Source organism: Streptomyces sp. NBC_01288 (assembly GCF_035982055.1).
Classification (GTDB): domain Bacteria; phylum Actinomycetota; class Actinomycetes; order Streptomycetales; family Streptomycetaceae; genus Streptomyces.
The window spans coordinates 2,433,305-2,451,924 of sequence record NZ_CP108427.1 but is presented as its reverse complement, the minus strand read 5'-3'; the positions used below and the strand labels follow the sequence as shown (position 1 = coordinate 2,451,924).

The window sequence follows — 18,620 nt, the reverse complement described above, 5'->3', positions numbered from 1 at the left end:
GTCGTTCCATTTTCCGGCGGGTACGGTCCGGCGATCGGACCGGTCGGATCAGTCGTTCTCCTGGCCCACGATCGCGACCAGGGTGTCCACGTAGCCCTGCACGAACGGGTCGAGGAGGTCGTCGGGGAGCATGGCGGGCTGGAGAGTGAGTGCTCCACCCAGCTTGATGACGGCGGCGATCCGCAGGTCGGCCACGACCCCGGGGTTGGTGAGCATGTCCATCGCGGTGTCGTAGACGGTGCTGCCGTTGCCGCCGTAGCGCGCGTCGAAGAAGCGCCGGAACCTGCTGAGAGCGCCCCCGCCCCGCAGCATATTCGTGACGGCGTCCACGACAGTGGTCCCGCTTCCGTCGCTGAGCTGCATGCCGATGAGGTAACCGTCCGCGTCCTCGATCAGGTCGTCCATCATGAAGGTCGACGACGCGTTGATCTTCGCCAGGTGGTCCATGCAGTAGGTGTAGCCCGACGCAGTGGTGTCGGAGTTCTTCCGCCACTCCCCGTAGAAGGTGCTGAGGTCACCGCCCCAGCCGGCGAAGTCGCCGAGATTGGTGCTGGAGCCGGAGCCCTGACCCCGCACGGCGACGCCGTTCGCGGTGGCCCCGAAGTGGGGCACCTTGATGGAGATGCCCGCCACCGGATCCGTGTAACTGGTCACCCGCGCTGGGCCGTTCGCGTCGGCGTAGGCGATCCAGCCGTCGTCGGGGTCCGAAAGGATCTGCGTCCAGCCGCTGAACACCCCCGTGTAGTTCGGGTACCGCAGATACTCCAGGACCCGGATGTTCGGATCTCCCTGGCCCCAGGCGACGGCCGTCTGGTAGAGGTCGGAGATGTACTGCAGATAGGAGTCGAGCGGGCTGTCGGGCGAGTTGACCTTGTTGACCCCACTGTCGGAGCCTGTCCGGTGTACGTCCTTGTCGATGCTGATCGCCCCCGTGCCTGAGCCGGTGGAGAGCGTCTGGATCTGGTTGAAGGCCCAGTTGGCCGGCAACGGGTAGCCCAGGTTCCCGGAGTATCCCCAGGACATTCCAGAGACGAACGAGTGCGCCGCGTATGCCTCGTCGGTCACCCGGGAGCAGACATTGCGGGAGCCGTAGACCCCGTAGATGTAACGCTTTCCCTGCGATGCCAGGCCGCTGGAGACCCCGAGGAAGTAGTCGATGACATGGTTGGATATGTCGTCGTCGGTGGCGTCGAAGTCGACGGAGAAATAGATGACGGTGCCGGGGTCGAATCCGTAGCCGACAGCCGCCGTATGGGCCCCCAGCGCGTCGGTGTACCCCTGTGGGTAGGTGAAATAGCCGGCGGAGCCGCCGTTGTACTGCGATATCGGGAACACCCGCATTCCGTTCCGGAATATGGTGTCCAGTTCGCCGGGCTGTATTCTTTTGTTCAGGTAATGGTCCGAGGGTCTCTCGTCGAGATAACGCCCGACGATGGTGTACCCGGCGGCCTTCAGTGCCGTGGCGCGATCGTCGGTGATCGTGGTGATGCAGTCGCAGGCGGTTCCCGGCCGGTCGGCGTCGCCCATGGAAACGAGGAGCTGGCACCAGGTTTCGTAGTCGGCTCCCCCGCTCTGGTCGAGACCGGAGAACTGCTGGAAGGCGCGGACGTCCTTCGCCAGGTCGGAGTCGAAGGAGCTGGTGAAGTCGGAGCTGGCGCCGTTGCACACCATGGCCGCGGAGAAGAGCTGGACGAACACCCCCGTCGATCCGTCCGACAGGGGTGTGGCGGCCAGTCCGGCCTGAGTGCTCGGGCCGAAGTTGCCGGTGGCGGAGTCGGTCGGGACGCCCAGCTCGTACTGGATGGCCTGCATGAGTGCGGTCTGGACACCCCTTGAGAAGTGCCCGTCGCAAGGAATCAGGTAGAAGTTGTCGCGGTTCGCGAAGTACCTGCCGTTCAGCCACTGTTGGATGCTCCGGACGGTGTTCGATCCGCCGGAGAGGAGTACGTAGGCGTCCATGGTGAGGAGCGCCTTGAACACTTTCGGCTGTATGGATCCGTCCCCGTCCAGGCCGGCGTCCGACTTGAGGTCCTGGACACTCTCGGAAGTGAGCGTGCCGTACACGCCGTCTCCGTCGCCGCCCCAGTAGCCCTTGCAGAACAGGCCGTACTGGACGATGTCGACCAGGTTCTTGTTGGTCTCGGACGTTCCGATGTCGCCGTGCAGGGCCAGATCGGCCAGGGTGGTCGGCCCGAAGTTGGCGGACGGTGTCGTGATGCCCAGCTCGTGCTGGAGCCCCATGGTCAGCGAGTACATGGTGGACCAGCCGGTGTTGCCGTCCTCTGGGCAGGCGACATAACCGGACAGGCTGCCGTAGGTCGCGTTCACCCATTGCTGCGCTTCGAGAACTTTCTGGTCCATGGAGCCTCTTCTTTCGCACGGGAGCGACGGGCCCGGCGATCGGCCCGGCCGCACGATGGCGGCAGGAGGGCAGGCGGACGGGACCCCGGGAAAAGGAAAAGCGTCAGGGCGAGGCGGAATGGAACACGGGGAAGGCAGAAGAGGCGATGTCGTAGACCGTTTTGCCTGCGTCGGCGTGCCGAGGGGGGAATTTGCCGACAGATTGGAAATTCTTTACACACTCAACATGCAATTTCACGCAAGCGCCGCGCTCTTGATTCTGTGTATTCCCTGTGTGATGTTTCTTGGAATCTTCTGTGTAGGCAACATCATCTTATTTGCGCGAGAAGGCTGTCAAGGGTCTGATTGCTTCTTTCCTTCAATGATGAGTGAAGTGGAAAAGTGACAGATATGCGTTTTCATGCATTTCTGGATCTCGCTGTTCGGCGGGGCTGGCGGCGTGCAGGTAGGGCTTCCGCGGTCATGGAGGGAGTTCCTCGGCCGGCCGGAGCCCGGGCTGGGCCGACACCAGCGTGACCGCCGCGCAGGGTCCTCTCCCGGGCTCTGCTCGCCCAACTCGTCTGGGACCAGGGGAAGATCGAGGCCCTGCACCACGTCGGCAACGCCACCTCCGCCGACGCCGTGCCCCGGCGGCCCGCAGTCAGCGACGCCCTCGCTCCGGAGCGCTCGGCTTCGGTTCCTGGTGCGGCGCGCAAGCCGCCCGCCGCTCAGGCAGCCGCCCCTCCAACAGGTACGCGTCCACATACCCGTTGACGCACTTGTTGGCCCCACCCGCGATCCCATGAGTCCCGGCATCCCGCTCGGTCACCAACACCGAGTCGGACAACCGCCGTTGCAACTCAAGCGCCCCGTCATACGGCGTAGCCGCATCCCGCTCGGCAGCAAGGATGAGCACCGGCGGCAACTCACCAGGCCCGGTCCGCACATCAAGGGGCTGCTGACGCGGCGCGGGCCAGTACGCGCACGGCAGATTCATCCACACGTTGTCCCACGTCTCGAACGGCGCCTCGCGCGCGAGCCGCGTGTTGTCCCGGTCCCAGACACTCCACTCGGTCGGCCAGGGCGCGTCGTTGCACTCGACGGCCGTGTACACCGCGTTCCCGTTCTCCGCCTCGACGGCCGCCCCCGGCGTCGGCCCGGCCTGCTGGATCAACTGCTTCGGGTCGCCCTTCAGGTACGACGACAGCGCGGCGGCACTGTGCGGCCAGTAGTCGTCGTAGTACCCGGCGGACAGGATCGCGCCCTGCAACTGCGCCGGCCCCACCTTGCCGCCCGCGGGCTTCTCGGCGAGCCGTGCCTCGGCCTTGCGGTAGTTGCCGAGCACCTTCTCCGCCGTGTCGCCGAGGCCGTAGACGTCGTCGTGCTCGGCGATCCACTCGCGGAAGTCCGTCCAGCGGCCCTCGAACGCGGCCGACTGGTCGAGGTTGTTGCGGTACCAGATCTGCTCGGGGTCCGGGTTCACCGCCGAGTCGAACACCATCCGCCGTACGTGCGAGGGGAACAGCGTCGCGTACAGCGCCCCGAAGTAGGTCCCGTAGGACGCGCCCATGAACGTCAGTCTGTCCTCGCCGAGCGCGGCGCGCAGGACGTCCAGGTCGCGGGCGTTGTTCAGGGAGTTGTAGAAGCGGAGCTTGCTGCCGGAGCGTTTGGCGCAGCCGCGCGCGTAGCTCTTGGCCTCCGCGATGCGCTCCTTCTTGTACGACTCCGAGGGGTACGTCGGCGACTGCGAGGGCGCCTTGAAGAAGTGCTTGGGGTCCTCGCAGGACAGCGGCGCCGACTTGTCGACACCGCGCGGGGCGTAGCCGACGAGGTCGTAGGCCGACGCGATGCGCTTCCACTCGGGGAGCATGCCGATCAGCGGGAAGTAGAGGCCGGAGGCGCCGGGGCCGCCGGGGTTGTAGACCAGGGAGCCCTGGCCGGGCACTCTGCGCTTGCTGTTGTGCGGGTCCTTGTGGGTGGCCCGGGCGCGGCTGACGGTCAGCTTGATCTGTTTGCCGTCGGGGTGCGCGTAGTCGAGCGGGACGGAGACCGTGCCGCACTCCATGACGCCGGGCAGGTCCTGCGCGTCGGGGCACTTCCCGAAGGCGATGCCCGCCGCCCGGGCGTGCGCGGCGGCCAGCGCGGTGCCGGTGAGTTCGGCGGCCCGGACGCCGGGAACGCCGGGGGTACCGGTGGCCGGGGCGGCGGCGAGGGTGGTGAGGAGCAAGGACCCGGCGGCCGAGTACAGGGCGGCGGCTCGCATGGTGGGGTATCCCTTCGGAGCACGGCAGCAACAAAAGGGAAGTTTCGTTCGGCTGTCGGCGAAGGCAAGCACCATCGGGCGGTGTCGGCCCCAATGACCCCTGTGCGCCCCCGGGGAGCGCCTTCACGCTGTGGTCAGCGGCGCCATTCGTACTGCTCGCGGTGCGCGAAGGCCGCCCGCAGATCCGGTTCGCCGACCGCGCGGATGCCGCGTACGGCGACGGACGTCAGATACGTACGGTCGTCCCCGCTGCCCGCGTGCCGGGCCAGCGTGCCCAGCAGCCGCTGACCGGCCGGGGAGGCCCAGCGCGAGTACGGGTGCACCTCGACCCGCGCGATGGCCAGACAGCTCAGTGTGAGGGCCAGCGGCAGCCCGAACCAGAGCGCGACCAGCCCCCGCGGCATCTCGGCCCCCGGCGTCAGCAGCGCGGTCGCGCCCAGCACGAGCACGACGAGCGCGGCCGCCCGCACCTGCCGTACCCCGGACGCGACGGTCGTCGTGCTGCCGTCCGGTACGGCCAGGCCCGCGTCGACGAGCCGGACCGCGACCTCATGCACCGCGTCCGTGGCCGCCGCGGTGGCCCGCACCGGGCCGATCCTGGACTGCCCCTCGGGCCCGATCGCGCCTATCACCGACCGCTCGATGGCGTCCCGGCCGCGCGGGTCGACGACGGTCGCCCAGCCGGTGTGCGCGAGCAGCAGCCGGTGCTGCCGCGCCATGGAGACCAGCGTCAGATCGGCGACCCGCGCGGGACCGCCGGAGAGGAACGCCGCCTCGTAGAGCGTCAGATCGTGTCCCGTGCCCGTGTCGTCCGTGTCGACGGCCGCCGCTCTGACGGCGGCCAGGCACAGCCGCGTGCACGCCGTGCCGGCGACGGCCCAGGCCAGGAGCAGGAGGAGGACCCAGAACATGCCAAGTTTCTATGCCAAAGGCCCAGTGCGACGCCATGCCTTGTTCACAATCCGGACGGAGCGTTGTCGGTATGTGACGTTCCGAATGTCCGGAAACGAACCACGGACGACCCACGTCCGGGACGGTTCTACGGCCGGCCCGACGGCGGTGGGGCGGAGGCGGCCGGCGGGAGCGTGTAGGTCGGGGAGACCGACGGGGCCAGCGGGACCACCTGGCCGGGGTCGGCCGCTGCGGAGACGCTGGGTACGGGTAAACTCGACGCCGCCATGTCCCGGGCCAGCGTCGCGAAGTCGACGTACCCGGTGGCCTCCAGGACCTTGATGTGGTCCAGGACGGTCGTGTTGGCGTCGTCGGCGAGCGCCCGGACCAGGGAGTTCTGGGTGGTGGCACGGACCTGTGCGACCACCGTGAACACCCTGCCGTGCGCCAGGCGCAGGATGTTGGCGAACTTGCGGTCGAAGTCCACGCCCTGCGCCGCGTTGAGGGTGGCGAGCCACTGTTGTTGCTGCACGTTGGGCTGGTTCGGCAGCGGCAGCCCGAGCCGGGCGGCCACGTCACGCACCCGCTCGTCCAGGAACGTGTGCCCGTCGATGAGGTGCTGCCCCGCCGTCCGTACGGCCGCGGTCGTGCCCTTCTCCTCGGCCTGCCGGCCGGCCGGCAGCTCCCACAGCCCGGCCAGCCGGACCTTCGTGACGAAGTCCCGGTCCAGGGCGGACAACGGCCCGTACTGCGTGGTCACCGTCTGGGCGCTGAGCACATTGGCGCCGGTCGTCCCGGACCGGTCGGCGTAGGACCAGACGGGGAAGACCAGCGCGGCCAGCGTCGCGGTCAGGCCCATGACGATGACGCCGGTGCCACTGAATATGCCTCGGCCCTTCACGGGGGGGCGCGGTCGCATGGGGTGCCTCCTGTCACGGCACCGCACGGGAGTGTGCTTTTCGTGCGCTTCTCGTGCGGAACCGCAATATTACTGTGGGGTCACTGTCAGCTTCCAAGGCCCCACCAAAGCCCCACGTCAGTCCCGCCCCGACCCCTCAACGGCGCAGCAGCACCCGCCGGGTGGCACGGGCGAGCCGGACCGTGGGCCGCGTCGAACGCGGGGCCGGCCCCGACCGCTCCAGCCACCACTCCCGCAACTCCCGCCGCACCTCCGCGTCCTCGGGCCCGCCCGCCAGCAGCAACTGCCCGGCGAAGTCCAGCGCGTCACGCCGGTAACCGCCGGTCATCGGGTGCGAGTGCGCGTACGCGAGGAAGGCCGCCCGGTACAAGTCCCCGAGGATCAACGGCAGTTCGGGAGCCACCTTCGCCACGACATCCGCCCGCTTCACCCCGAGCGCCCGTGCCTGCACACCGAGCCGTACCCGGTCGAACCCGTCGGGGACGGGAGTGCCGGCGACCAGGGCGGAGAGGAGGGCGGTCTGGGCGAGGGCGAGGCGTTGGCGGGCACAGCCGGAGGACTGTGGTGCGGCCGGGGGAGCGGGAGGGGCGAACGGAGCGGCGGCGGTGGTGGTGGTCTGAAGCGCGGGTACCGCCTTCGCTTCCCGGGCGGGCACCCTGCTCGCGGCCGACCGTGCCCACCCCTTGGTCAGCGCCCCCTGAATGGCCTCCAACTCCCGCTCCAGCACAGCCGGTTCGGGGAAGTTGTCGTCCCGCTCCAGCAGCACCCCGGGCGGGGAGACGCGGGACGCCAGGTCGGTCAGGATGGCGAGGACCGGTGCGGGGACCGGGTGGGCGTGGGTGTCGTGCCAGACGCCGTCGCGTTCGACGCCGCCCGCGACGTGGACGTACGCGATGGCCTCGACGGGGAGTTCGGCGAGGGCCTTTGCCGGGTCCTCGCCGCGGTTGACGTGGTTGGTGTGCAGGTTGGCGACGTCGATGAGCAGCCGTACGCCGGTGCGGTCGGCCAGTTCGTAGAGGAACTGGCCCTCGGTCATCTCATCGCCCGGCCAGGCGAGCAGCGCGGCGATGTTCTCGACGGCGAGGGGTACTGGCAGTGCGGCCTGGGCGATGCGGATGTTCTCGCAGAGCACGTCGAGGGCGTCCCGGGTGCGCGGGACGGGCAGCAGGTGGCCGGCTTCCAGGAGCGGGGAGGCGGTCAGGGGGCCGCCCGCGCGGACGAACGCGATGTGCTCCGTGACCAGCGGTGCGCCCAGCGCCTCGGCCCGCTCGGCGAGTGCCGTCAGCCTGCACTCGTCGGGACGGTCGGCGCCGCCGAGGCCGAGGGAGACGCCGTGCGGGATCACGGTCACGCCGCGCTCGCGCAGCCGTAGGAGGGATTCGGGGAGGTGGCCGGGGCAGACGTTCTCGGCCACGGCCTCGACCCAGTCGATGCCCGGCATGCGCTCCACTGCGTCGGCGATCTCCGGCCGCCAGCCGATGCCCGTTCCCAGTCGCTCCATCGTCCGTCCCCGTTCTCCGTGCAGGCCATGAACTCCACAGGTCCGCTGTTCGGCGTGACGGGGGTATCGCCCATGGGCAAGGCCCCGAACCTCGGCCGCGTCACTTTCAGAGCAACATTTGAGGTTCGGGGCCAAGACTTCGGGGCCGGGACCCGGACGGCCGGGAGAGCCCTAACCCAGCACGCCGTTCGAGTCGACCGGATCCGGTCGGACGGTGTTGACCGTGCCCGGTGCGGCCGGGGACGGCCGGGAGGTGGTCCGGATGTTCGGGCTCGCCTCGGCGACGGGGGCCGAGGGCGCCACCTGGCCGGGCACCGGCGCCGCGGGGCCGGTCGGGCTGGCGGTCGAGGTGTTGGCGATCGAGTTGGCGATGGCGTCGAAGTCGACCCGCCCGGTCTTCTCCAGGATCGTGATGTGGTCGAGCACGGTCTGGTTGGCGTCCGAGGCCAGCTGCCGTACGAGTGTGTTCCGGGTGGTGTTCCGTACGGCGCCGATGGCCGGGAAGATCTTGCCGTGCGCGGCCCGCAGCAGGTTGGCGAACTTGTACTCGTACTCGGCGCCGGTCGCCGCGCTCATCTCCCGCAGCCAGCCCTGCTGTTGCTCGTTCGGCACGTTCGGCAGCGCGACCCCGAGCTGGGCCGCGATGATCCGCACCCGCTTGTCGAGGTCGGTGTGGCCGACGATGAGATGGTCCCCGGCCTCCTTGATCACCTGGCTGGGCGCCCGCTCGATCGCCTGCTGCCCGGCCGGCAGCTCCCACAGCCCGGCCAGCCGCACCCGCACGATCAGATCCCGGTCGGCGGCCGTCAACGGCCCCCACTCGGTGTTCACGGTGCCCGCCGCCACGTTCGCCTGCCCTGTCCCCGCCCGGTCGGCGTACGACCACACGGGAAAGACGAGCGCGCCCGTGGTGGCGAAAATGGTGGCGATGAACACAGCCGTACCGTTGATACGACGCAAGGGAGCCTCCCGGGGGAACCAACTGGTCGTTGGAGAAGTTGACGCGTGGCCAGTGCCAGGAGGTACGCGCGGAGCGGTTTCCTTGTTCAAAGGGAGGGCAGCTTTACTCAAAGGGCAGGCAAAGGAAGCGAGTTCAGCGGCCCTTCGCCGGTCCTGCCGTTAGTTCTTCGTCGGCCAGTGCTCCGGCGTCCGGCCGAGCAGCCGTAGCGTCTCGTCGAGCGGGCCGGCCTCCGGCGGTACGTCGAGCGGCGGGGCGAAGGCGAACTCCGGTCCGCGTACGGCCGGTTCGGTGGGCACCAGTCGGGCCACCACCAGCGCGATGTCCAACACGTCGTCCGACAGGTCGAGTTCGGTGCCGAGGGCAGCGGCGACATCCCAGGCGTGGGCGACGTAGTCGATGAAGTGGAAGCCGATCGCTGTCCGCCCGGGGAAGCTCGCGCCCAGCTCGGGAAGCGCGAACTCCCGCTCTGTGGCGCCCGGTTCGGCGAACGCGGCGAGGACGGCGGTGGCCGCCGCGCGATGCGTCCGGGCCGGCTCGCTCATGTCCTCCGGCTCCCGCCAGTACGCCCTGTCCCGGCCCGCCCCGCGTGCGGCGGCGGCGAACCCGTGATGCTGCGCGGCCATGTGCGCCACCAGTCGCCGCAGGTCCCACCCCGCGCAGGGCGTGTCCCGCTGCCAGTCCTCCTCCTGTGCCAACTCCACTACGCGCAGGGCCTCGTACACGGCGATCCGGTCGAGCTCGACGATGTCCGTTCCGGTGGCTGTCATGGGGCTTGAGCCTAAAACTGGGCGAACGGTCGTGCTACTTGTTTTCGGCCGAAGTGAGGAGAGGGGGAAAACGCTGTGCGCAGGGAGGCGAAATGCCTTGCACATCGCTGGTATATCGCTTGTATGTCAGGGGACTTGAGGAGCCGTCGAAGGGTCCGTGGCCGCGCCCCGCAGTCGGGCCGCTATGCCGATGCGAGCCCGGCGGTACGCGGTCTCCTCGTCGTGCAGTACGGAGACCACGTTGGCCGTCTCCATCAACGCGACGATCTCGAAGGCGAGTTGGGGTATGTCCGTGTCGGCGCGCAGCTCGCCCGAGTCCCGGGCCTCGGCGGCCGTCCGCTCCACGAGGGCCGTCCAGTCCCGCTGGGCGCGGACCACCGCGTCGTGCACCGGCCCGGAGCGGGCGTCGAACTCGGCGACGACCTCGTAGAAGAAGCAGCCGCCGGGGAAGACCCGCCCCCGCGAGTACTCCAGCCACAGCTCGCACAGCCGCCACAACCGGCCTATGCCGGGCGGGAGTTCGGTGGCGGGCCGGATGACCTTCTCGGTGTAGATGCGGGCGGCCTCGCGCACGGTGGCCAGTTGGAGTTCCTGCTTGGAGCCGAAGAGCGCGAACACCCCGCTCTTGCTGAGTTGCAGCTCGGTGGCCAACCGGCCGACGGTCAGGGCCTCCAGACCCTCGACGGAGGCGATGTCGACGGTGCGGCGCAGGACGAGTCGCCGGGTGCGGTTGCCCCGCTCGACCCGGCCGTCGAGCCGTGTCGTACCCGCGTCCTCGTCAGGTGTCCTGGTCGCTCCGCCTGCTCTCATGGTGGTCCACCCTAAGCAACACGGGGGAAACGGACCCTTCCTAGGATGCGGCGTGTGCACCTGATCGTCCTGGACGCCCCCACCGAGTGGAGCCGGTTCGCCGAGGGTTCCGTCGAGCGCCGCATGCTGCTCGCGCTCGGCGACCGCCTCGGCACGCCGCTGCGCCCGAAGCCGCTCATGCTGCCCGACGGCAGCCGGGTCGAGGTCGAGGGGATCGACGTGGGCTGCCGCGTACTCGTCCAACTCGTCGGCAACCAGGGTGCGTACAAGCCCGCCTACCGCAACAAGGTCATGGCGGACATGTTCAAACTGCTCTGGCTGCGGGAGTCCGTACCGACCGCCGAGCGCGCGGTCCTGCTGGTCACCGAGCTGATCGTGCAGGCCCTCGGCGGCTGGGTGGCGCGGGCCGCGACGGACCTCGGGATCGAGATCCAGGTCTTCGACGGCAGCGCGGTCGCTCCGCTGCACCTCCCGTCGCGGTCAGACGTAAAACGCCCGTAACAGTCAACTGCGCTGTCCCGAAACACAATCTTCCTACGGTCGGGGGCACCTAAGCGGATTTCCGCGTGGCAGTCAGTCGCACTCGCTACGCACGCTCTCCGACTTCCAGGATCGGGCACTTGTGCCCGCGACATGGATGGGAGCGTGAAGGTGACTGGTACGCCAGCACTCGAACTGCGGTCGGTACGACGGGTCTACGGCTTCGGGTCCGCCGCGACCACGGCACTCGACGACGTCCACCTCACGGTGCCGTCGGGCCGTTTCGTCAGTCTCATCGGCCCCAGCGGCTGCGGAAAGTCCACCCTGCTGCGCCTCGTCGCGGGCCTCGAACAGCCCGACCTCGGCGAGGTGTCGGTGCACGGGGTGACACCGGCGGATGCCTGCGCGGCCAAGATGATCGGCCTTGTGCCGCAGAGCCCCGCGCTGCTGCCGTGGCTGTCCGTCCTGCGCAACGTCACGCTGCCGCAGAAGATCAACCGGGGTGCGGGCAAGCGGCGCGAGCGCATCGCCGACTTCGCCGAGCGGCAGGCCGCGGCCGTCCCCGACATGAAGGAACTCCTCGTCAAGGCCGGTCTCGGCGACGCCCTGCACAAACTTCCCGCCCAGTTGTCCGGAGGCATGCGCCAACGCGCCGCGATCGTGCGGGCGTTCGGCCTGCGACCCGACGTGCTCGTTATGGACGAACCCTTCTCGGCGCTCGACGAGTTCACCCGCGAGAGCCTTCAGGACCAACTCCTCGACCTGTGGGAGGAGTTGAGGACGACCGTCCTGTTCGTCACCCACTCCGTCTCCGAGGCCGTACGGCTTTCCGACACCGTCGTCGTCATGGCGCCGAACCCCGGCCGGATCGTCGAGAGCATCGACGTCGACCTGCCTCGGCCGCGCGGTGAACGGCTCTTCGGGGAACGGCGGTTCCACGAGTACGAGGATCTGGTGCGAGAGCGGCTGCGGCGCGCGTGGAACAGCGAAGCCGCGTGAGTGGGGGCGTGAGGGACATGACCGTTGCCGACGAACGCACCACCGCTCCGGTGACGAAGACACCGCCGCCGCCTGTCGAACCGTCCCGGTTCAGTCTGAAGCACCCGCGGTCGCGGATCGGGTGGATCCGGCCGGCCGTGTGGTTGCCGCTTGTCGTGATGCTGGTGCTGCTTGGCGGGCTCTGGCACTGGGGGGCTGAGCAACTTCCTTATCTGTTGCCGCCGTTGTCGGATGTGGGTAGTTCGCTTTCTGGTGAACTCGGCTACTACGTCCACAACGCGCTTGTGACCCTTGGTGAGGCTACGGCCGGGCTGGGGATGGGGTTCGTCGGGGCGTTCGTCCTTGCGGTGCTGACGAGTGAACTTCCGTTGGTGCGGCGGGCGGTGATGCCGATCGCTGTCGTCCTCAATGTCACGCCGCTGGTGGCCGTCGCACCGGCCCTTGTTGTGGCTTTCGGGTTCGGGGCCATGCCGAAGCTGATCATCACCGGGCTGATCTGTTTCTTTCCGATTCTCATCAACACGGCTACGGGGTTGCGGTCTGTGCCGCAGCAGGTGTTGCAGGTGTATCGGACGATGGATGCGAGCCGGGTCGAGTTGCTGTGGCACGTGCGCATTCCCAATGCCTTGCCGTATCTCTTCGCCGCGCTGCGGATCGTCTTTCCGCTGTCGATCATCGGGGCGGTGGTTGCCGAGATGTCGGCGTCCGGGTCTACGGGGGGTCTTGGCACTGCGATCAGTGTGGCCTCCTCTATGAATCAACTCCCCGTTGTTTACGCCTCGATCCTCGTGCTTGCGGTGATGGGCGTGTTGCTGTTGCTGGCGGTCACGCTTGTTGAGCGGCGTGTGCTGCATTGGCACGACAGCACGCACGACTGACTGACAGCACAGTGGTTATCTGCGGGCCGGTGGGGGCTGGTCGCGCAGTTCCCCGCGCCCCTTTCGGGGCGCTCAACTCACCGGCATACAGCCAGTTTGGAGTCACCCATGCCTCGTTGTCGCCTCACCAGATCTGCCCTCGTCGCCGCCGTGTTGGCCCTCGGAGTCGCCGGATGTGGCTCCGGGTCTGACGACAGCACCTCCGCCGGCTCGGCCGGGTCCGCGATTTCCGCCAAGCGGTGTGCTGAGAACAAAGCCGCCGGGAAGATCACGTATCTTTCCGGGTACCAGTTCCAGTCCTCCGTCTCGATCCTCGAATACATCGCGGCCGCCAAGCTCGGCTACTTCAAGGACCTTTGCCTCACCGTCGACCTCAAGCCGGGCAGTGGCGACACCGCGCAGAACACCAAGCTGCTCGCCGGGGGACAGGCGACCGTGTCCGCGATCTCCGAGCAGGATCTGATCCAGGCGCAGGCCAACGGGATTGATATCAAGGGGATTTCCTCGTACTCGAATGCCGGGCTCGACATTCTGATGACGAACAAGGACATCACCGATCTGACCCAGCTGGACGGGAAGGTCGTCGGGCACAAGGGGTATGTGCCCGCCACGGTGGAGGCGATGCTGGTCAAGGCCGGGGTCAAGTGGGACTCGCTCAAGCTGGTCAAGGAGGGCTACGACCCCTCGGTGCTGCCGCGTAAGCAGGGCGGTCTTGAAGCGCTCACCGGGTTCGTCTCCAACGAGCCCAACCAGCTGAAGGCGGCCGGCAAGGACGTCACTGTGTGGAAGCCGGTCGACTACAAGATCCCGAGTTCGATCGGGGCGATGGCGGTCAACCCGGCGTTCGCCAAGGCGCATCCGCACGCTGTCGAGGACATGTTGCGGGCCGCGCTGCACGCGTACGCGTACTGCTCCGCCGGCGAGGCGCACATCAGCGAATGCGTCGGCTACGCGGCCAAGTTGTCCGGCCCGACCTACGACAAGAAGCTGAACGCGACGATCTGGAAGACCGAGACGCAGGTCGTCAAGGAGAACCCGACGCCCGGACAGCCGCTGGGCGGCATCGACCCCGACAACGTCACCCAACTCGTCGCCATGCTGCACCAGTTCAAGATCGTGCCGAGCGGTGTGACCGCCGCCAAGGCCACGGGGTGGTTCGACACCTCCTTCGTCAAGGACATCTACAGCGGCGACAAGCTCGTCTGGCCCGCGCCGTAAGAACGCAAGAGACCCGCAGAGCCGTAGAAAAAGCAGAGCCGTAGAAAGGTCCGTGACGTGCCCGCGAAAGAATATGGAATCTTCCTTCCCATCGGGAACGGCGGCTGGATGCTGTCCACCACCGCGCCGCATCCCGAGGCGACCTACGCGTACAACAAGCGTGCCGCCGTGCACGCGGAGAGCATCGGGCTCGACTTCGTGATGTCGATGGCCAAGTGGCGTGGTTTCGGCGGGAGTACGGACCACTGGGGCCGTTCGTTGGAGTCGATGACGATGATGGCGGCGCTCGCCGAGGCGACCAGCCGGGTCAAGATCTGGGCGACTCTGCACGCCAATATTCACAATCCCGCTGTCGCGGCGAAGATGCTCACCACGCTCCAGGACATCTCCGGCGGGCGGGCCGGGATGAACATCGTGAACGGGTCGTACGCGGGGGAGTTCGAGCAATTCGGGGACTGGGACCCGGAGTTGAGTCACGAGGACCGTTACCGGATGACGGAGCTGTGGACGGAGGCGGTCACGCGGTTGTGGACCGAGGACTCGGTCACCCTGCGCACTCCGTATTTCGACCTCGTCGACTGTGAGTCGCGTCCGCATCCGGCGACCCGGCCGACCCTCATCAGCGCGGGGCGGTCCGAGGACGCGCGCCGGTTTCAGGCGCGGTACGCCGACGGTGCCTTTCTCGCCGCCGACAGCCTCGACGACATGCGGTCGCTCTCGGCCGACGTGCATGCGCGGGCGAAGGCCAACGGCCGTGTCTGCAAGACGTATTCGATGCTCACCGTCGTCCAGGACGACACCGACGAACTGGCCGTCAAGAAGGTGAAGGAGTGGGGCGTCGGCGTCGACCGTGAGGCGCTCGCCCATATGCGGCACACCTGGGGCGTGCCCGCGGACCAGGCCCGCGCGTGGGCCGACGGCGCCAACGGGGAGGCGGCCTTCCAGACGCCGTACGTCGCCGGTTCGGCCCGCACCGTCACCGAGCACATCGAGTACATCGTGCGGGAGGCCGACCTCGACGGACTCATGCTGATCTTCCCGGAGTACGACGAGGACATGCTGCTGTTCGGGGAGACCGTGCTGCCCGAGCTGCGCGCCCGTGACGAGGTGGCGGCCTGATGTCCGACCTGCGGGACAGACAACTCGCCCAACTCGCCAGGCCGTTCAGCAGGCCCGCGCTCGTGGTGGTCGACGTACAGCGCGACTTCGCCGATCCGGAGCGGCTCGGGGCGTACGGCCTGACGGAGGCGGCGCTGGCGACCCTCGACCGGACGGTCACCCGTATCGCCGAGCTCGTCGACGCCGCGCGTGCCACCGAAGTACCGGTCGTCTGGGTCGAGTTGGGCAGTGCCCCGGCACGGCCGTGGCGGTCCAGCAACTGGCTGCGCGAGGGCGACTACGACGCTCCCATGAGCCCGGACGAGCCGTGCCGGGTGGGGACGGTCGGCGCCGAGTGGTATCAAATGCAGCCGGAGGAAGGGGAGTTGCGGGTCGTCAAGCGCGGCTACAGCGGTTTCCTCGGTACCGATCTCGACGCGCGGTTGCGCGCCGCCGGCCATGACTGGCTCACCGTCGTCGGCCTGACGAGCGAGTGCTGCGTGTACGCCACCGCGCAGGACGCCGTCCAACTCGACTGGCCCGTCGTCGTACCGCAGGACACGACGACCGCCTACGACCACCACGTCAATGCCGCCGCCCTGTTCCAACTGGGTCTGAACGTGGCCGTGTTGAGCGACGCCGACGAAGTGGCCGAGCTGTGGAAGAAGGCCGCGCGATGACCGGAATGCACATCGGCTACGACCTCTCCTTCACTCACACCGAGGGCGCCTGGGCGCGAGAAGGCTCCTGGATCGGGCGGGACTTCCCGGACGTCCGGATGTTCATGGAGCTGGCGCAGAGCGCCGAACGCGCGGGTGTGGGGCTGCTGTTCTTCGGTGACGGCAGCGGCATCCCCAGCACCTGGCGGGGGAGCATCGCACCGGCGGTGGAGTGGGGCATCCAGTGGCCGCGCCACGACATGGCGCCGGTCATCGCCGCGATGTCCACGGTGACGGAGAAGGTCGGCTTCGGGCTGACGTACTCCTCGACCTTCATGCATCCCTTCTACGTCGCACGGCTGTTGAACTCGCTCGACCATGTGACCGGCGGCCGGATCGCCTTCAACGTGGTCGCCTCCACGCGCGGCGCCGACGCGGCCAACTACGGGTTCGCCGAGCTGATGGACCACGACCTGCGCTACGAGCGGATGGAGGAATTCGTAGACGTCTGCCGGGCGTTGTGGGACTCCGTGGCGCCGGACGCCATCGTCCGCGACCGGAGCACGGGCCGGTTCGCGGACCCCGAGAAGGTCCACCCCATCGACCACGAGGGGCGCTTCTTCACCGTCAAGGGACCGCTCGCGTCCGTGCCCGGCCCGCAGTACCACCCGCTCATCGTCCAGGCGGGCAACTCGCCCCGGGGCATTGCCGCTTCGGCCCGCTTCGCCGACCTGGTCTTCGGCTTCGGCGGCAACCTCGCCGGCCAGCAGCGCCACCGCAAACTGCTCGACGAGGCCCTCCTCGCCGAGGGTCGGGACCCGGAGCACGTGGGCATCCTCTGGGCGACCCAGGTGATCGTCGGCCGCACGAAGGCCGAGGCGTCGGCACGCTGCGAGGCGGTGCACGAGTTCTGGAACGAGGAGGCCGTCGCCACCTACCTCTCGCACAACGCCGGCTACGACTTCTCGACGCTTCCGGTCTCCTTCCGACTGGGTGAACTGCGCGACGAGTTGGCGGCGGCCAACGCGAGTCCCGCGGGGATCGTCGGCTCTCTCGTCGCGGAGTTCGGCGCGGACCACACCATGAGCCGTAGCGAGTTCTTCGAGCACGGCCGGGGGCGGGCCACGGGCCTGGACCACAGCGTCGTCGGTGACCCGGCCACGGTGGCCGACGCGTTGGAGGAGACCTTCGCCGCGACCGGATCGCGGGGCGGCTTCATGTTCTCCAGCCCGCTGGCCATGCCCTCGGGATTCGCCGCGATCAGCGAACTGCTGCTGCCCGAACTGCGCCGCCGGGGTGCGCTCGCGCCGCCGTACCAGGGGCCAACTCTCCGCGAGAACCTGGCAGTTTGAGATGCCTGTGGTGAGTGCGGGTGCGATTGCGGGTGGGGATGGGGGCGCGGGCGGGCGGCGCGACTGGCTCGCCCTCGGCAGTCTCTGCACCGGGTTCTTCATGCTCCTGCTGGACAGCACGATCACCTCGGTCGCGCTGCCGTCCCTGATCAGCGGGCTGCACGCCGACGAGACGGCCGCGATGTGGGTCAACAGCGGCTATCTCATCGCCTACGCGGTCCCGTTGGTCGTCGCGGGACGGCTGGGGGATCGCTACGGCCATCGGCGCGTCCACCTGGTCGGGCTGGCGGCCTTCACGCTCGGGTCGCTGCTGTGCGCAACCGCCGCCTCCATCACGGCACTTGTCGCGTGGCGGGTGGTGCAGGGCATCGGGGCCGCGCTGATGACACCGCAGTGCCTGACCCTCATCAAGGCGCTGTTCCGGCCGCCGCGGCTCGCCGTAGCGCTCGGGGTGTGGGGCGCGGTCGGGGGAGTGGCGGTGGCTGTCGGGCCGTTGCTGGGCGGTTTCCTTGTCGCCGCCGGGGGCTGGCCCGCGGTGTTCTGGGTCAACGTCCCCGTCGGTGTCGGTGCGTTGGTGGCCGTGGCCGTGTTCGTGCCGGTCCTGCCGCGGCAGGAGGCGCGCATCCCGGTGTGGGCGATCTGCGCGAACGCGAGCGGGGTCGGTGCGCTGGTGATCGGCATACAGGGGACGGATGCGACCAGTGGCGAAGTGCTGGGCGTGCCACGGTGGTTGCTCGTCGTTGTCGGCGTGTTGGTGGTCGCGGGCGTGGTGTGGTTCCAGCGCCGGGACGGTCAACGCGCCCTGGTTCCCGTCGAGTTGTTGCGCAGCCGGGGGTTCGTCGTCGCGGCCTGGGCCGGTGCGGCGGCGGCCTTCTGCTCCGGGTCGGCGATGATTCCGCTGATGCTCTACCTCCAGCGGGAGCGCGGGCTCGATGCCGGCGCGGCTGCCCTCACCCTCGTACCGATGGGCGTGGTCTGCCTGTTGGGGGCGCCGGTGTCGGCCCGGCTCAACAACGGGATCGGGTCCCGCGCGGTCGCCGTCATCGGCTCCGGCGCCCTGGTCCTGTCCATTGGGACGTCGGCGGTGCTCGTCGCGACGGACGCCCCGATCTCCGCACTGACCGCCACCTTCGCGGTGTACGGAGTCGCCAACTCCTTTGTCTGGTCGCCCCTTTCGATCGCTGCGGTGACCTCGGTCGGGCCGGACGAGGTCGGGGCGGCGTCCGGAACCTTCAACGCGATGAAGCAACTCGGCGCGGTGCTGGGCAGCGCGGTGTGCGCGGTCCTGCTGGCCGGCCACGGCTACGCGACGACACTCGGCGGGCTCGCGGCGGTCGGAGTGCTCTGCCTCCTCGCGTGCGCACTCCTCCATAGCGAGCCTCCCGGCAACGGACCCTTGCCGGTGTCCGCCGCGCCGCAACTACCCACAGGAGTCGCGTGATGAGTCGTGACGAGGCGTCATGAGGACCGATGCGGACGGGGGT

General features: G+C 68.7%; 16 protein-coding genes. 8 read left to right on the top strand and 8 right to left on the bottom strand.

The features are described 5' to 3' along the window. Positions 1-48: 48 nt before the first annotated feature. The 8 genes from OG194_RS10680 to OG194_RS10645 all read right to left on the bottom strand — a co-directional run bounded on the left by OG194_RS10680 (position 49) and on the right by OG194_RS10645 (position 10,452). Positions 49-2,361 (bottom strand): glycoside hydrolase domain-containing protein, encoded by a 2,313-nt coding sequence (locus OG194_RS10680; RefSeq protein WP_327400628.1) that lies wholly within the window; start codon positions 2,359-2,361, stop codon positions 49-51. A 640-nt stretch (positions 2,362-3,001) separates the two neighbouring features. Continuing rightward, positions 3,002-4,603, bottom strand: coding sequence for an alpha/beta hydrolase (locus tag OG194_RS10675; RefSeq protein WP_327400627.1), 1,602 nt, complete (start codon positions 4,601-4,603; stop codon positions 3,002-3,004). 134 nt (positions 4,604-4,737) lie between these two features. Beyond that, positions 4,738-5,514 (bottom strand): TIGR04222 domain-containing membrane protein, encoded by a 777-nt coding sequence (locus OG194_RS10670; RefSeq protein ID WP_327400626.1) that lies wholly within the window; start codon positions 5,512-5,514, stop codon positions 4,738-4,740. Positions 5,515-5,642: 128 nt separating this feature from the next. Next, a complete protein-coding gene (locus tag OG194_RS10665) occupies positions 5,643-6,413 on the bottom strand; it encodes a DUF4142 domain-containing protein (protein WP_327400625.1) in 771 nt (256 codons plus the stop codon). A 136-nt stretch (positions 6,414-6,549) separates the two neighbouring features. Further along, complete coding sequence (locus OG194_RS10660; protein ID WP_327400624.1) at positions 6,550-7,914, bottom strand: DUF692 domain-containing protein; 1,365 nt, start codon at positions 7,912-7,914, stop codon at positions 6,550-6,552. A gap of 171 nt (positions 7,915-8,085) precedes the next feature. Next, positions 8,086-8,874, bottom strand: coding sequence for a DUF4142 domain-containing protein (locus OG194_RS10655; protein WP_327400623.1), 789 nt, complete (start codon positions 8,872-8,874; stop codon positions 8,086-8,088). A gap of 159 nt (positions 8,875-9,033) precedes the next feature. After that, complete coding sequence (locus OG194_RS10650; protein WP_327400622.1) at positions 9,034-9,642, bottom strand: TIGR03086 family metal-binding protein; 609 nt, start codon at positions 9,640-9,642, stop codon at positions 9,034-9,036. Positions 9,643-9,768: 126 nt separating this feature from the next. Continuing rightward, positions 9,769-10,452, bottom strand: a complete 684-nt coding sequence (locus OG194_RS10645) for a TetR/AcrR family transcriptional regulator (protein WP_327400621.1) — start codon at positions 10,450-10,452, stop codon at positions 9,769-9,771. A gap of 45 nt (positions 10,453-10,497) precedes the next feature. Here OG194_RS10645 and OG194_RS10640 point away from each other — a divergent pair, with 45 nt between their 5' ends. The 8 genes from OG194_RS10640 (at position 10,498) to OG194_RS10605 (ending at position 18,577) form a co-directional block, all read left to right on the top strand. Then, a complete protein-coding gene (locus OG194_RS10640; protein ID WP_327400620.1) occupies positions 10,498-10,953 on the top strand; it encodes a hypothetical protein in 456 nt (151 codons plus the stop codon). Between the two features lie 150 nt (positions 10,954-11,103). Next, positions 11,104-11,931, top strand: coding sequence for an ABC transporter ATP-binding protein (locus tag OG194_RS10635; protein ID WP_327400619.1), 828 nt, complete (start codon positions 11,104-11,106; stop codon positions 11,929-11,931). A 17-nt stretch (positions 11,932-11,948) separates the two neighbouring features. Beyond that, positions 11,949-12,809: an ABC transporter permease gene (locus OG194_RS10630; protein ID WP_327400618.1), complete on the top strand. Its 861-nt coding sequence runs from the start codon at positions 11,949-11,951 to the stop codon at positions 12,807-12,809. A gap of 108 nt (positions 12,810-12,917) precedes the next feature. Further along, positions 12,918-14,027 carry an ABC transporter substrate-binding protein gene (locus OG194_RS10625; protein ID WP_327400617.1) on the top strand — a complete coding sequence of 370 codons (1,110 nt, stop codon included), beginning with the start codon at positions 12,918-12,920 and terminating at the stop codon, positions 14,025-14,027. Between the two features lie 57 nt (positions 14,028-14,084). Next, the gene (locus tag OG194_RS10620; RefSeq protein WP_327400616.1) at positions 14,085-15,146 is read left to right on the top strand and encodes an LLM class flavin-dependent oxidoreductase; all 1,062 of its coding nucleotides are present in this window, start codon (positions 14,085-14,087) and stop codon (positions 15,144-15,146) included. Then, positions 15,146-15,805, top strand: a complete 660-nt coding sequence (locus OG194_RS10615; protein ID WP_327400615.1) for a cysteine hydrolase family protein — start codon at positions 15,146-15,148, stop codon at positions 15,803-15,805. Before OG194_RS10620 ends, OG194_RS10615 begins: the two co-directional genes overlap by 1 nt. Next, positions 15,802-17,136 (top strand): NtaA/DmoA family FMN-dependent monooxygenase, encoded by a 1,335-nt coding sequence (locus tag OG194_RS10610; protein WP_327400614.1) that lies wholly within the window; start codon positions 15,802-15,804, stop codon positions 17,134-17,136. The genes OG194_RS10615 and OG194_RS10610 overlap by 4 nt, the downstream gene beginning before the upstream one ends. Positions 17,137-17,146: 10 nt before the next feature. Next, positions 17,147-18,577, top strand: coding sequence for an MFS transporter (locus OG194_RS10605; RefSeq protein ID WP_327400613.1), 1,431 nt, complete (start codon positions 17,147-17,149; stop codon positions 18,575-18,577). The last annotated feature ends 43 nt before the right edge of the window (positions 18,578-18,620 follow it).